Source organism: Kaistella chaponensis (genome assembly GCF_900156725.1).
Lineage (GTDB): Bacteria > Bacteroidota > Bacteroidia > Flavobacteriales > Weeksellaceae > Kaistella > Kaistella chaponensis.
The window spans coordinates 1-12,931 of the sequence record NZ_FTOI01000013.1; the positions used below are offsets into that span (position 1 = coordinate 1).

Consider the following 12,931-nt stretch of genomic DNA (forward strand, 5'->3'; position numbering starts at 1 on the left):
CACTTAGCAAAGCAAAATTTCAGTTTGCTTTTTTCATCTTTTGAATAACTTAAAAAAGACAAAAACTTTTGTATCTTTTGTGGTTAAATGTTTTTTTTAACGCAAAGACGCAAAACTTTTGGACAAAAACATCCTTTAAAAATTACGTACGCAAAGGCGTTTCACTTAGCAAAGCAAAATTTCAGTTTGCTTTTTTCGTCTTTTGAATAACTTAAAAAAGACAAAAACTTTTGTACCTTTTGTGGTTAAATGTTTTTTTAACGCAAAGACGCAAAGCTTTTGGACAAAAACATTCTTTAAAAAATTACGGTCGCAAAGGCGTTTCACTTAGCAAAGCAAAATTTCAGTTTGCTTTTTTCATCTTTTGAATAACTTAAAAAAGACAAAAACTGTTGTGCCTTTTGTGGTTAAATGTTTTTTTTTAAACGCAAAGACGCAAAGCTTTTGGACAAAAACATCCTTTAAAAAATTACGGTCGCAAAGGCGTTCTATTTAGCAAGGGGAAATTTCAGTGTGCTTTTTTTGATTTTTGATTAACTTAAAAAAATAAAACTTTCGTGACTTTTTTAGTTGAAAATGTTCTGGAATTTCAACCATTAAAATATGATTAGAATTTAGAGTATGTTTAAATTTGATAAAAGAAATATAAACACATAAGTCACATTAGAGAATTATATTTTTAGCGTAGAAAGAACACATTAGTTTCAAAAATCAAATGCTTTTATCTGGTGTGTTCTATAGTTCACCTGAGTCTTCTGAAATCTTATGTGACTTATGTGTTTAAATAAATTTTAATAGGCTCTAAGATTTTCTGCGGAAGTTTTCACCCCTTTTTTTTAGACTTTTCAATGATCGAAACAGAAAAAAACTGTTGTGACTTTGTGGTTAACCCGAAGCCAATTCAAATCCGGAAGCACGTCCTAAAGCATTTTTGCCGAAGCGGTTTTTCATGCGATCCATGGCTTGATAAAGGTTCATCAATTCTTCGCTGTCTTCGAATAAATTCATTTGATACGTTCCGTGAACGAGATTCGTAAATCGCAATCCGACCAATCGCAATCGCATTCTTCGCGTGTATAATTTTTCGAATAAATCTAAAGCAACTCTCGCTAAAGTATGATCAATAGACGTGTAAGAAATTTTCATCTGCTTCGTTTCAGTATCGAAATTGGCATATCTTATTTTTAAAACTACGGTAGAAGTGAGCCATTTTTCCTGTCGGAGTTGGTATGCTAAAGATTCTGCCATTTCAGAAATGAGTCTTTTAATTTCGAAAATATCCATGGTATCATTGGTAAAAGTATGTTCTTTTGAAAGTGATTTTCTTTCTGAATACGGAATCACGGGATTGAGGTCGATTCCGTTTGCTTTTTTCCAAAGTTCGGCGCCATTTTTACCGATCATTTGCTGCAAAACCAAAACGGGCATTTCTGCTAAAGTTTGAATTTTTCTGATCCCAACTCGGGAAAGGAGTTGAAAAGTTACTTCTCCGACCATCGGAATTTTTCTTATGGATAAAGGATTCAGAAAAGAATTTATATTTTTCGCCGGAATTTCAAATCTTCCGACGGGTTTTGATTCTCCGGTTCCGATTTTGGAAACCGTCTTGTTTGTTGACAAGGCAAAACTGATGGGTAATCCTGTATTTTTCGTAACTGATTCTGCAATTTCTTTCGTCCATTGATAACACCCAAAAAATTGGTCCATTCCTGAGAGATCCATATAAAATTCATCGATGCTGGCTTTTTCTAAAACGGGAACTTTTTCCTGAATAATTTCGGTTACTTCTTTAGAAAATTTCGAATATCTTTCATAATCGCCGCGAATAATTTTTGCATCCGGACAAAGTTTTAAAGCCATCTTAATGGGCATCGCAGAACGCACGCCAAAATAGCGCGCTTCATAGGAACATGAAGCCACTACTCCACGATCGCCACCTCCTATGATGACGGGAATTCCATTGAGTTTTGATTCCTGTAATCTTTCACAAGACACAAAAAAAGTGTCTAAATCCATGTGTACAATTGCTCTTTCCATGCGGACAAAATTAGTAGGTTTTATATCTAAATTTCGTATATTTGTTGATATAATTTATAGCAATGTCAATTTTATCAGAAAACATGCGGTATTTGAGAGCTCAGCAAAAATACGCGCAACAAAAAATTGCGGACGACCTTTTAATCACGCGTGGTCGGTACGCTAAATATGAAGATGGCGCCACAGAACCGCCGATTGAAATTTTGGTGAGAATTTCTAAATATTATCGCGTAAGCATCGATTTATTAGTGGGGATTGATTTGCGGAAATACACTTTAGAAAAAATGATGCAGCTTCCGGATAATCGCACGATTCTTCCGATTACGGTCGATGAAAGAGGCGAAAATAAAATAGAAATCATCCCTGCAAAAGCGCAAATGGGGTATCTTCAAGGGTACAGCGATCCGGAATATATTGAGAAATTACAAACGATTTCTTTGCCTTTTTTGAGGAACGGAAAATTCCGGGCTTTTCCGGCGAGTGGAGATTCGATGCCGCCTTTTAAAGACGGAACTTTCATTGTAGGGAAATATGTGGAAAATGTGGGTGATTTAAAGATCGGCAAAACTTATATTTTCATCACCCAAAATGAAGGCGTGGTTTATAAAAGACTGCAGAAAAAAACTTCCAAAAACATTACGGTGAGTTCGGATAATCCGCTGTATAAACCTTACGAAATTAAACTTTCGGATCTGGTGGAAATCTGGGAATATTCTTGTAGCATTAATACGGCAGAATTCGAGACGGAAACTTTGGATATGATGACGGTAAAGGAGATGTTTCTGAGTTTGAAGAAGGAAATTGATTTGATAAAGAAGACCTAAAAAAGCAAGGCATTTTATTTTTATTTTTATTCTTTTTTACTTTGAAAATATTCAGATTTCTCCTTTTGGTTTTTGGCAGCAGCATCAATCGAATGCGAAGCGTGCAAATCCGCATCTTCTTCAGCTTCGGTAGATAATTTCTCGTAATATTTGTGAATCTGATCTAATTCTTCTTCCGTAAGATTTTCGATGTTTACAATCCTGTTACTCGTAGCTTTATTGGCAGCAATCAGTTCATTCAGTTTAATCTGAATGGCTTTGGAATCTTTATTTTGAGCTTTCTGAATCAGGAAAACCATTAAAAAAGTAATAATAGTCGTACCCGTATTAATAATCAGTTGCCAGGTTTCGGAATACTGAAAAACAGGACCTGTTGCAGCCCACACAATTATAATCGCCAAAGCAGCCATAAATGCAAAAGAACTGCCGGTGAACGTGGTTGCAGAATTAGCAAATTTTTCAAAAAAATTTTTTGTGCTCATGATTTACCATTTTTCTTTCCGATAGAAAAAAGTATGCCTAAAACAATCCGAAGCATAAAATATTATTGAGGGATTTAATACTCTCTTAAAGTTTATTTCCGGAATTTAAAGTAAGAGATCAGCAAAGCGATATTAACCAAAACCGCGAAAGCATTAGACAAAATTATAGGCAATTCATCTTTCATAAAGCCGTACCAAACCCAAAGTGAAAGTCCGGTGATTAAAACTACGATCATTAATAAAGACAGATCTTTCACATCTTTTTCTTTCAAAACTTTGATGAGTTGTGGCAACATGGCAACGGAGGTAATTCCACCCGCAACTAAACCTAAAATATTTTCGTCCATTGATGATTTTTAGTGAAACTAAGGTAAGGTAAAATTTGGGAATCCCTCTGAAAGAAAATTTTGAGACCAAAAGCTGAAAACTAACCCAACGTTTATGGCTATATTTGCAAATATTTTTCAAGTTTAATTTTCATTTTCATTTATGACTTCACCCTATTTTAATCCGTTTCAGGATTTGATTTTCGATGACCAATTTTGCTTCTTAACGGGAGATTTAACTACGGAAAAAATGTCCGTTTTCCCGGAATGGTTAATGGAGCATTTTAAATTTGGCGAGGATAAAATCGAAATGATGGACAAAAGCAAGTCTTACCGTTATCAAGATCTTCAATTACCCTGTTCACCGCGGGTAAAAAAAGCATTCGAGGAATTGGAAGAGAACATGCAAACCGCCTACAAAAAAGGGTTTGAAGGAATGTCTGAACTCGATGAACATTTAATTTTTCTGTGGTCCGGAAGAATGGTTTACGGAATGTTGTACTGCGAAATGCAGTACGAAAGTCAGCAAAAACTCAGATTAAGAGAAACTTTTGACCTGTCCGAAACTTTACGGGAGCGTTTCGGGAATTTTCATTTGATGCTACAGTCCATCGTGGAACCCATTTCTTTTACAGGAGAAAAACCTTGGAGTATTGCGCTGTTTCCCCTTAAATATTCTGCAGATATTATTAGTTATCGCGATGATACGGTGAATTTATTGTTTCAATTCGGGGTCAATGGATTTGGATTTATTGCGTGTTTGCAGGACAACGGAATTATTGGCGAAAAACACAGAGACATTCTGGAAAAAATGAAAGGTCATGTTTTGCATCCACTTCAGTTTGAAGAATTATTTGCACGCTTTCACTACTCCGATTATATTTTGCAGTACAAACCGGAATATAAAATTGAAAATACGGATGCCGGAATTTCGATTGAAGCAGTTCCCGTTTTACCGACTGAAAACCGACCGGTTTTCGGATTTTGGGATGAAGAAATTTTCGCGCAGTTGCTCACCAATTATTGGTCTGTTTATGGGATTCAAAGAGGCGATATCATTCAGTTTCAAAAACCTTTTTTAAGTTTTCTGGAGAATCCATACACGAAAGATTTTGTAAATCCGGAAAGTATCGATTTGCCTTTTTAAAGGGTTTTTCAATGAACAGACGAGCCAATTATTAGAATTTTTAATACGTAATTTTCCGAACTTCCAGCATGATCTGCTGGAAGTTTTCGGCGGTTCGGTTCCATCTTTAACCCAGATCATTGTTGACAAAGCAGCGCAGTCAAGAAGAAACAAGTTACATTATAAACTTCCGGAATTTGGCCGATCCCATTTCTCAAACAAAAGGTTTTATGTTTTGACTTGCTTTCATTAAAAAAATATTTTTGGTAAAAACCAAATTATATCGTAATATTGCAATATTAAATAAAACAATGGGAGCAACAAAGACAGATCATTTCACAGACCAGCAAAACCAAATTGCCACCATCGCAAAAGCTTTGGGACATCCTGCAAGAATTGCAATCATTGAGTATTTAATGAAAGTCAATGCGTGTATTTGTGGCGATATCGTGAATGAATTGCCGCTCGCTCAACCCACTGTTTCCCAGCATTTAAAAGAACTAAAAAATGCCGGAATTATAAAAGGTTCTATTTCCGGCAACGCAATTTGCTATTGTATTGATGAAAAAACAATAGAGATTTTAAATACCTATTTCGTCAAAATTATACAAACCGTTACCGAACAAAAATGCTGTTAGGCGCTTTTTCCGCATGATAATATCGCAATATTGCATTGAAACTATAAATAGATAAAAATGAAATTATCAGAAGTAAAACAAATTTTGCCAACACTAGAAAATGTTGCATTTGAATTAGAAAACGGATCTTTTGTTCCCGACCATTTTCATGTAACCGAAGTTGGAATCATCAGCAAAAATTTTATCGATTGTGGCGGTAAAATACGGTCAGAAAAAGTGGTAAACTTCCAGTTATGGAATGCCGATGATTTTGAACATCGTTTGAAACCGAATAAACTTCTAAGCATTATTCAGCTTTCTGAAGATCGATTGGGTATTGAAGATCTTGATATTGAAGTTGAATATCAAAGTGATACGATTGGGAAATACGATTTGACATTTAACGGAAAAACATTTGTTTTGAAAAACAAAACCACCGCTTGCTTGGCGCAAGATGCTTGCGGAATTCCCTCCGAGAAGATCAAGAAGAATTTGACTGAACTTACTGTCAAACAAAACAATTCTTGCTCACCAAACACTGGATGTTGTTAAAAAAATTAATTTAATGATGAGTGATCCAAAATTATCAGACACCATTACGCTTCTACTGGAACAACAAAACATCAGTGAGGAACGGAAAATTGTCATTCAACCGCTCGTAGATTTCATCCAAGAAAAGACGTTCAAAAAATTACCCGTCAATATCAATTTTATCTGCACGCACAATTCCCGCAGAAGTCATCTGTCGCAGGTTTGGGCACAAGTTGCTGCGGCTCATTTCCAAATCCCGAATGTGGTTTGTTATTCCGGAGGAACCGAAGTAACTGCATTGTTCCCTAAAGTGGTAGAAACATTCCAGGACCAAGGATTTTCGGTTATTCAAATTTCAAATGAAGCCAATCCTGTGTATGCTATTAAATTTGGGCAAAACAGTTCGCCAATTATCGCATTTTCTAAAAAATATGATCACCCGTTTAATCCTTCCTCAACATTTGCAGCAGTTCTGACCTGCTCACAAGTAGATAACGGTTGTCCGTATATTGCAGGTGCAGAACAACGAATTCCCATCACCTTTGAAGATCCGAAAATCTCCGATAATACGCCACAGCAAAAGGAAATTTACTCAGCAATAAGTTTACAGATCGCCTCAGAAATGTTCTATGTTTTTTCTCAAATTAAAAAATAAAGCATGCAACCCAAACTCAAATTTCTCGACCGATATCTTACCATCTGGATTTTTCTCGCCATGGGAACCGGTGTTTGCTTAGAATATTTCATTCCCAGTGTTTCCAATATTACCAATTCGCTTTCGGTCGGAACAACAAATATTCCTTTGGCAATAGGATTAATTTTGATGATGTATCCATCTCTCGCAAAAGTGGATTATTCACTTTTACCAATGGCTTTTAAAGACAAAAAAGTACTTTCGGTTTCGCTATTGCTTAATTGGATTGTCAGTCCAATTTTAATGTTTGTTTTGGCTATAATTTTTCTTCGCGACGAACCTGATTATATGATTGGCCTTATTCTGATCGGTTTGGCAAGATGCATTGCGATGGTTATCGTATGGAATGATTTAGCGAAAGGCAACAGTGAATACGCAGCCTTGCTTATTGCACTAAACAGTATTTTTCAACTGGTATTTTATAGTTTTTATGTATGGCTTTTCATCAATATTTTGCCACAAAAATTAGGATTAGGAAATTTCAATATCAGTGTACCTATGAAAGATGTTGCAGAAAGCGTTTTCATTTATTTAGGAATTCCATTCACTGCAGGATTTTTGAGCCGATACTTTTTAATTAAAATAAAAGGAAAAGACTGGTTCAACCGAAAATTTATTCCAGCCATTTCTCCAATAACTTTGTATGCATTGCTATTCACGATTGTATTAATGTTCAGTTTGAAAGGTGACAAAATATTAGAGTTACCGGGAGATGTAATAAAAGTAGCTGTCCCGCTCATTGTTTACTTCATCCTAACATTTTTCATTAGCTTTTTCATCGGTAAAGCAATGAAGGTTCCTTATGACAAAAATGCATCTATCGCTTTTACGGCAACAGGAAATAATTTCGAATTAGCAATTGCGGTAGCAATCGCAGTCTTTGGAATTCACTCTCCGCAAGCATTTGTAGGAGTAATTGGTCCTTTGGTTGAAGTTCCGATATTAATTTTACTTGTTAAGGTCAGTTTGCATTTAAAGAAAAAATACGATTGAAACTGCTGACTAAAACTGAAAGTGTTGGATAAAATTCAATCCTAAAGATGACACCAAATTTTTGATTTTGAAAAAAACACAACAAACAGCGTATTGATCCCAAATTTTGCTTAGTCCCCAAGTTTTGCTACTGATCCAGAATGATTCACAAACAAAAAACCTACTGATTTCAGTAGGTTTCATTTTTAATGAGCGGAGAAATAGGAACCGTCACATACTCTTTAAATATCTTTATCCATAAGCCTTTTCAAAGATTACTTCTCAGCTACTCACCTAATTACTCACCTTGAAAAAATGTTGGTTTTGATTGGTTTATTTATCAAAGTTACTTCTTTTTTCACACTTACAAAAATATCAACCTTAAATGTATTACTCTCTTTCCAAAAAAATTTAAAGCTCAAGGCAACCTAGGCGTAATTAACAAAACAACTAATTTTAATTGAATAATCGGCTTCAATGTGCAGATCACAGGATTTTATTTTTAGAAACCAATAAAAGTGCAATAAATAGCTCTTTAATGTCTAAACTGTAAAAATTTCCAAATTAAATTTAAAAAAGTGCATTAAATAACACTTATGATTTAATTATTAAAATAATGATGTATATTTGTACTTAAAGTGCAATATATGACACTAAGTAATTTAATAGTACCCATCAAAGAACGTAGAAAAATTTTAAATGTAACGCAGGAAACACTTGCGGAAATTTCTGGTGTAGGACTTCGTACCTTGAAACAATTGGAAAGCGGAAAAGGAAATCCAACGCTAGAAACATTGCAAAAAATTTGCGATGCTTTAGGTTTGGAAATTAAATTGGAAATTAAAAACATTAAATAATGAGATCCGCAAAAGTCTTATACAAAGGTCAACCAGCCGGAGTACTGAAGCAGAATGATGATGGTAGTTTCATTTTTCAATATGATCAGGATTGGCTGTTGGACACCAATAAACCTCCCATAAGCCTAACGCTCCCTAAAACACAGAAAGAATTCGTCTCTAAAGAATTATTCCCATTTTTCTACCATCTTTTGCCAGAAGGAATTAATAAAAGAATGGTTTGCCAAACTTACAAAATTGATGAATCCGATGCTTTCGGAATTCTTTTAACTACTGCAAACACAGATACAGTGGGAGCTATAACAATTGAAAGAATTAAAAATGGATCAGCATAAAATAAAATATTGTCCAGGAAAACTCACAGAAGGTTTTGATACTTACAGTCCGATTGTTTTAAAGAAAATGTTTGACGGTAAAAAAATCAGTCCTGTTCTGCCCTACACATCGCCATCAGATTCCAAAGAGCGGTCGGTATTTAATGAAAATCAACTGCATATTTCTATTTCAGGTTTTCAGGAAAAATACTCATTGCTCATCGAAAATTCAAAATTACGGTTAACGACTGAAGACGAGCGCGGACAATATATTTTGAAACCAATTTCAGACCTTCCAAAAAACAGTGAGTTTGCACCAGCAAACGAACATCTCACGATGCAAATCGCACAGCAAATTTTTAAAATAGAAACTGCGGAAAATGCTTTGACGTTCTTTGAAAATGGAAAACCCGCCTATCTTACTAAAAGATTTGATGTCAAAAAAAACGGGGAAAAATTAGCTGTTGAGGATTTTGCTTCTCTATTACAAAAATCACCTGCAACACACGGTGAACAGTACAAATACCAAGGAAATTACTTGGAACTTTTTGAAACATTGAAAAAATTTGTACCTGCCTCAAAAGTAGAAGCACCAAAACTTTTCACATTAATTCTTTTCAATTATTTATTTTCAAATGGAGATGCTCATCTAAAAAACTTTTCTCTAATAGAAACAGAGCAAGGTGATTTTAAATTAAGTCCGGCTTATGATCTACTCAACACTAAGATTCATATTGAAGATGCTGATTTTGCTTTAAGCGACGTTCTTTTACCGAAATCCATTGCCAAAGGAAAAATAAAAGAGCAGTTTATTTTGTTGGGTCAAAAAGCTGAAATACCAGAAAAAATAATATCCAAAATTTTCAAAAATTTAACTTCTCACGAGAATGAAATCATTGAATTGACTAGCCGTTCTTTTCTCAGTGAACAACTTAAAAGAAATTTTATACAGAGTTATCAGACGAGATTAAAGAAAATCTCTTGAAGAGAATCAATCAGATGATTTTTATTACATAGTAATTCTTTACCTAATAGCAATTTCTTAAAAATAATAACATCTACCTTTATTGTAAGCTGTTCCAAATATCAATTGAACTTTTTGAAAGTATCATGTTCTGAGAAAATCATCTTCTGGACTGTCTTTTTCTAAATCATCATATTCTTTGCTTTCACTATCAACTCCAAAAAGTTTTATCAATTTATCTGCATATCCAGTGACGTTTTTATGTTTCAATGTTTTTACCGGCTTGAGATACTCGGATGTAGAATATTTAAAGCGCAGTGATATAGTAGCGAAATAATAATTAATTTTTATTTTTTGGGCATAAAAAGGATAATACAAATATAAAGCAAATTGAAGCATCTATTATATCATATTTATCGGGTTTAACACCATCAATTTTCTACGCAAAAAGGATAGACATAATTATAATACTCCTTCATAAACGGTATAGGATTTTCCAAATGAATGACTTGTAGCGTCAATACATAGCCATACAAAGCTAAAATAATTCCCCAAAAACGCCATACCAAACAAGCTTATCTTCCTTTAACCAAAACCAAATAACCACCGCCAATTTCACAAAATCCTGCAAGTATAAAAATGGGTAAGGGTTTTAAATAAAATATCATCTATTACTATTATTTTTTTTAAATCCGCAAAATTGAAAATTCTGTGTCGTGTTAAAAGGTGTTGTATGATTTTCTGTAAAGCATTTTACGGCTTCAAAATTTTTGCTAAATGTAGCTTTCATCGTAATTTCATCGTATTGTTTTATATTTAATCCGCTGCATTTTAGAGGTCCATTTTCTGAAAATGTGCCTAATAAAAAATGACCGTTTTCTTTGATAGATTGACTTACTAAATGTGCATATTTTTGAATACTTTCATCATCTGTTACGAAATGAAAAACGGCTCTATCGTGCCAAAAGTCAAATTGTATATCGGTTTTAAATGCTGTAATATCCGAAACAATCCAATGTACCAATTTTGCTTTATCCCCTAATCGTTTTTTAGCTTTTTCTAATGCAGTAGCAGAAATATCCAATACCCAAATATTCTCATATCCTTTTTCTAAAAGTGCATCAACGAAATTACTATCGCCACCGCCAATATCAATAATAATGGTAGTTTTAGGCAAATTCAAATTTTCTAAATAATCTATTGAAGTTTTGGGATATTCTTGTGTCCAGCTCACTTCATTTGGGTTTTTGGTTGAAAATACTTTTTCCCAGTGTTGTTTATTCTGATTCATTTTTTTAATTAATAACAGAAAGGGTCATAAATGTTTTTCCATCCATAACCCTGTTCATTTTTTTATTGTTAAATGTATGCCGAAAAACCCGTAGCCAACTTAATAGACAGGATAGCATTACTACACATTTCCAACAGTTTAGGTGGTTGTTCATTTTAAAATTATTTACGTTATAATAAATCATTTAATTTTATGCTGATTCGAATAGATTAATCATAACAGTATTTAGATAGGATTAGAATGATAGTTATCTTTATCCAAATGCACCTCCATCAATGGTATGTATTAGTTTATGATCTAAAAATGTTTTAAGTGTTCTAAATAAAGTAACATTATCTGCTTTTTCGAATTGTTTTGATAAATCTTTATGACTGATCGCATACTTTTATTCTAATAATTTTTCTGCTACCAATAATGTCATTGCTATTGGTTTTTATGCCTCTTTGAACCAAAATGATTTCTATTTCTTTCATAACATTTAATTATATATTGCTCTACAGCTTACGTCAATGATTAATTATCTATTTTTTTTAATACAAACTTAGTTTGGTGAAAAACTACGAATAATGTCTATTTCGAGAATAAGAAACATTGGAGTGATTTTTAAAAAATTGATATTATATCAAATGTCGATGGTTTCTAGACCATTTGCATTCTTTTCGTTAGCAACATTTGTTGTCTTGTTGAATTGGCGGACAAGCAACTGTTCCGTAACTGCAATATACACAGCAGTCGCCTTGTTTTGGTTTAAGAACTTGTTTACAATTCTCACATTCGTAAAAATATTGGCAAGCGTCTGTCGGCATTATTTCTTCTTTCTTGTGTCCGCAGTTCGGGCAAGTGATTGTTGATTGTAATATAACTTCCATTTTAATTTTCTTTTTTGTTGGTTACAGAATATCCTGTTGAATTAATTGCTTTTTCAATTTCAGCAATGTTGGTTTTGGAATTATCAAACGCTACAACTGTTTTTCCGTTGTCGTAAGAAGTAGTTGAATTTATTATCCCTGTCAATTTATTCACTTCGTGATTTACATTTGCTTCGCAACTCGTACAAGTCATTCCGCTAATTGTAAACTCTGCTTTTTGGACATTGGATTTATCAACTACTATGATTTGTTTTTCTGTCTTTGGGTAGAAAATGCTTGAATAATATGGAAAGGCAAGCATAACAATTGCAAATACCGTTACAATTCCTAAAAACATTTTTGACTGAATGCTTTTTGGTTTTTCTTCCGTGTCGCAGTTGCAGTCAATTTGCTTTTTAGGTTTCAATTTTTGATACCAAGCAAAACCAAGCACTAAAATTGTCAAGCCGATAAAATATGGTCTGAAAGGTTCGAGCCAAGAAAAGGTTGAAGCAAGTCCGCTTGTCCCTGCAATAAGAGCCAAGATTGGTGTAATGCAACAAAGTGAAGCTGCAATAGCTGTGAAAATTCCTGTTCCGATTAGTTTGTTGTCGGTTTTCATATTGTTTCTAAAATTTTGTTTTCGTCAAGTATTTTAAAAAACGGTTTTAGCATTTTTTCATATTCTTTTGTCAAAGAGTAAAAAATGGTTTGTGCTTCTCTTTCGGTTTCAATTAGTTTTCGGTCTTTAAGTTTTCGCAAGTGTTGAGAAATTGCCGAAATTTTCATACCAAGAATGTCGCTGATGTCGCAAACACAAAGTCGTTTTTCTTCATAAAGCAGAAAGAGAATTCTCAGTCTTACATTGTTTCCCGCTAATTCAAGTCCGTTGGATAAGTAATCAAACGAATCGTTAAGCTCAGAGACTCGGCTTTTGCAACGGTTAATTTGCTTAATGTCTGCCTGTTGTCGTATGCAAGAATTATTGTCCATCGCACAAAGATAGTCAATTTGTTTATTTAAGCAAATGCTAAAATAAGGATTTATA

General features: G+C 33.9%; 17 protein-coding genes. 9 read left to right on the forward strand and 8 right to left on the reverse strand.

The features are described from left to right. Nucleotides 1-885: 885 nt before the first annotated feature. Entirely contained in the window at nucleotides 886-2,037 is a 1,152-nt protein-coding gene (dinB, locus tag BW932_RS11910) for a DNA polymerase IV (protein ID WP_076387862.1), read from the reverse strand. Between the two features lie 62 nt (nucleotides 2,038-2,099). Here dinB and BW932_RS11915 point away from each other — a divergent pair, with 62 nt between their 5' ends. Next, on the forward strand, nucleotides 2,100-2,861 hold the full coding sequence (locus BW932_RS11915; protein ID WP_076387864.1) for an XRE family transcriptional regulator: 762 nt from the start codon (nucleotides 2,100-2,102) through the stop codon (nucleotides 2,859-2,861). 26 nt (nucleotides 2,862-2,887) lie between these two features. On the opposite strand, the gene BW932_RS11920 is transcribed toward BW932_RS11915, so the two are convergent. Further along, nucleotides 2,888-3,343 (reverse strand): low affinity iron permease family protein, encoded by a 456-nt coding sequence (locus BW932_RS11920; RefSeq protein WP_076387866.1) that lies wholly within the window; start codon nucleotides 3,341-3,343, stop codon nucleotides 2,888-2,890. A gap of 92 nt (nucleotides 3,344-3,435) precedes the next feature. Then, nucleotides 3,436-3,690: a SemiSWEET transporter gene (locus BW932_RS11925; RefSeq protein WP_076387868.1), complete on the reverse strand. Its 255-nt coding sequence runs from the start codon at nucleotides 3,688-3,690 to the stop codon at nucleotides 3,436-3,438. A 142-nt stretch (nucleotides 3,691-3,832) separates the two neighbouring features. Between BW932_RS11925 and BW932_RS11930 the strand changes: the two genes are divergently transcribed. The 8 genes from BW932_RS11930 to BW932_RS11965 all read left to right on the forward strand — a co-directional run bounded on the left by BW932_RS11930 (nucleotide 3,833) and on the right by BW932_RS11965 (nucleotide 9,765). Then, nucleotides 3,833-4,816: a hypothetical protein gene (locus BW932_RS11930; protein ID WP_076387870.1), complete on the forward strand. Its 984-nt coding sequence runs from the start codon at nucleotides 3,833-3,835 to the stop codon at nucleotides 4,814-4,816. A 290-nt stretch (nucleotides 4,817-5,106) separates the two neighbouring features. Then, complete coding sequence (locus BW932_RS11935) at nucleotides 5,107-5,433, forward strand: ArsR/SmtB family transcription factor (protein WP_076387872.1); 327 nt, start codon at nucleotides 5,107-5,109, stop codon at nucleotides 5,431-5,433. Nucleotides 5,434-5,490: 57 nt separating this feature from the next. After that, nucleotides 5,491-5,964: a DUF6428 family protein gene (locus BW932_RS11940; protein WP_076387874.1), complete on the forward strand. Its 474-nt coding sequence runs from the start codon at nucleotides 5,491-5,493 to the stop codon at nucleotides 5,962-5,964. Nucleotides 5,965-5,977: 13 nt separating this feature from the next. After that, the gene (locus BW932_RS11945; RefSeq protein WP_394333209.1) at nucleotides 5,978-6,598 is read left to right on the forward strand and encodes an arsenate-mycothiol transferase ArsC; all 621 of its coding nucleotides are present in this window, start codon (nucleotides 5,978-5,980) and stop codon (nucleotides 6,596-6,598) included. Between the two features lie 3 nt (nucleotides 6,599-6,601). After that, entirely contained in the window at nucleotides 6,602-7,630 is a 1,029-nt protein-coding gene (gene arsB, locus BW932_RS11950; RefSeq protein WP_076387878.1) for an ACR3 family arsenite efflux transporter, read from the forward strand. Between the two features lie 626 nt (nucleotides 7,631-8,256). Next, nucleotides 8,257-8,466, forward strand: coding sequence for a helix-turn-helix domain-containing protein (locus tag BW932_RS11955; protein WP_076387880.1), 210 nt, complete (start codon nucleotides 8,257-8,259; stop codon nucleotides 8,464-8,466). After that, nucleotides 8,466-8,801: a HipA N-terminal domain-containing protein gene (locus BW932_RS11960; protein WP_076387882.1), complete on the forward strand. Its 336-nt coding sequence runs from the start codon at nucleotides 8,466-8,468 to the stop codon at nucleotides 8,799-8,801. Before BW932_RS11955 ends, BW932_RS11960 begins: the two co-directional genes overlap by 1 nt. After that, complete coding sequence (locus tag BW932_RS11965) at nucleotides 8,788-9,765, forward strand: type II toxin-antitoxin system HipA family toxin (RefSeq protein ID WP_185113920.1); 978 nt, start codon at nucleotides 8,788-8,790, stop codon at nucleotides 9,763-9,765. Before BW932_RS11960 ends, BW932_RS11965 begins: the two co-directional genes overlap by 14 nt. Before the next feature lie 123 nt (nucleotides 9,766-9,888). On the opposite strand, the gene BW932_RS14455 is transcribed toward BW932_RS11965, so the two are convergent. The 5 genes from BW932_RS14455 to BW932_RS11990 form a co-directional block, all read right to left on the reverse strand. Then, nucleotides 9,889-10,014 carry a hypothetical protein gene (locus BW932_RS14455; protein WP_262493368.1) on the reverse strand — a complete coding sequence of 42 codons (126 nt, stop codon included), beginning with the start codon at nucleotides 10,012-10,014 and terminating at the stop codon, nucleotides 9,889-9,891. A 394-nt stretch (nucleotides 10,015-10,408) separates the two neighbouring features. Beyond that, nucleotides 10,409-11,035 carry a class I SAM-dependent methyltransferase gene (locus tag BW932_RS11975; protein ID WP_076387886.1) on the reverse strand — a complete coding sequence of 209 codons (627 nt, stop codon included), beginning with the start codon at nucleotides 11,033-11,035 and terminating at the stop codon, nucleotides 10,409-10,411. 662 nt (nucleotides 11,036-11,697) lie between these two features. Continuing rightward, complete coding sequence (locus BW932_RS14420; RefSeq protein ID WP_076387888.1) at nucleotides 11,698-11,904, reverse strand: GDCCVxC domain-containing (seleno)protein; 207 nt, start codon at nucleotides 11,902-11,904, stop codon at nucleotides 11,698-11,700. Between the two features lies 1 nt (nucleotide 11,905). Beyond that, nucleotides 11,906-12,505: a mercuric transport protein MerTP gene (merTP, locus tag BW932_RS11985; protein ID WP_076387890.1), complete on the reverse strand. Its 600-nt coding sequence runs from the start codon at nucleotides 12,503-12,505 to the stop codon at nucleotides 11,906-11,908. Continuing rightward, nucleotides 12,502-12,876 (reverse strand): ArsR/SmtB family transcription factor, encoded by a 375-nt coding sequence (locus tag BW932_RS11990; RefSeq protein WP_076387892.1) that lies wholly within the window; start codon nucleotides 12,874-12,876, stop codon nucleotides 12,502-12,504. Before BW932_RS11990 ends, merTP begins: the two co-directional genes overlap by 4 nt. Between the last annotated feature and the right edge of the window lie 55 nt (nucleotides 12,877-12,931).

What these genes read in the sequence shown, in the direction of transcription:
- dinB (WP_076387862.1), bottom strand. Translation starts at nt 2,037, where the DNA reads ATGGAAAGAGCAATTGTACACATGGATTTAGACACTTTTTTTGTGTCT.
- BW932_RS11915 (WP_076387864.1), top strand. Translation starts at nt 2,100, where the DNA reads ATGTCAATTTTATCAGAAAACATGCGGTATTTGAGAGCTCAGCAAAAA.
- BW932_RS11920 (WP_076387866.1), bottom strand. Translation starts at nt 3,343, where the DNA reads ATGAGCACAAAAAATTTTTTTGAAAAATTTGCTAATTCTGCAACCACG.
- BW932_RS11925 (WP_076387868.1), bottom strand. Translation starts at nt 3,690, where the DNA reads ATGGACGAAAATATTTTAGGTTTAGTTGCGGGTGGAATTACCTCCGTT.
- BW932_RS11930 (WP_076387870.1), top strand. Translation starts at nt 3,833, where the DNA reads ATGACTTCACCCTATTTTAATCCGTTTCAGGATTTGATTTTCGATGAC.
- BW932_RS11935 (WP_076387872.1), top strand. Translation starts at nt 5,107, where the DNA reads ATGGGAGCAACAAAGACAGATCATTTCACAGACCAGCAAAACCAAATT.
- BW932_RS11940 (WP_076387874.1), top strand. Translation starts at nt 5,491, where the DNA reads ATGAAATTATCAGAAGTAAAACAAATTTTGCCAACACTAGAAAATGTT.
- BW932_RS11945 (WP_394333209.1), top strand. Translation starts at nt 5,978, where the DNA reads ATGATGAGTGATCCAAAATTATCAGACACCATTACGCTTCTACTGGAA.
- arsB (WP_076387878.1), top strand. Translation starts at nt 6,602, where the DNA reads ATGCAACCCAAACTCAAATTTCTCGACCGATATCTTACCATCTGGATT.
- BW932_RS11955 (WP_076387880.1), top strand. Translation starts at nt 8,257, where the DNA reads ATGACACTAAGTAATTTAATAGTACCCATCAAAGAACGTAGAAAAATT.
- BW932_RS11960 (WP_076387882.1), top strand. Translation starts at nt 8,466, where the DNA reads ATGAGATCCGCAAAAGTCTTATACAAAGGTCAACCAGCCGGAGTACTG.
- BW932_RS11965 (WP_185113920.1), top strand. Translation starts at nt 8,788, where the DNA reads ATGGATCAGCATAAAATAAAATATTGTCCAGGAAAACTCACAGAAGGT.
- BW932_RS11975 (WP_076387886.1), bottom strand. Translation starts at nt 11,035, where the DNA reads ATGAATCAGAATAAACAACACTGGGAAAAAGTATTTTCAACCAAAAAC.
- BW932_RS14420 (WP_076387888.1), bottom strand. Translation starts at nt 11,904, where the DNA reads ATGGAAGTTATATTACAATCAACAATCACTTGCCCGAACTGCGGACAC.
- merTP (WP_076387890.1), bottom strand. Translation starts at nt 12,505, where the DNA reads ATGAAAACCGACAACAAACTAATCGGAACAGGAATTTTCACAGCTATT.
- BW932_RS11990 (WP_076387892.1), bottom strand. Translation starts at nt 12,876, where the DNA reads ATGGACAATAATTCTTGCATACGACAACAGGCAGACATTAAGCAAATT.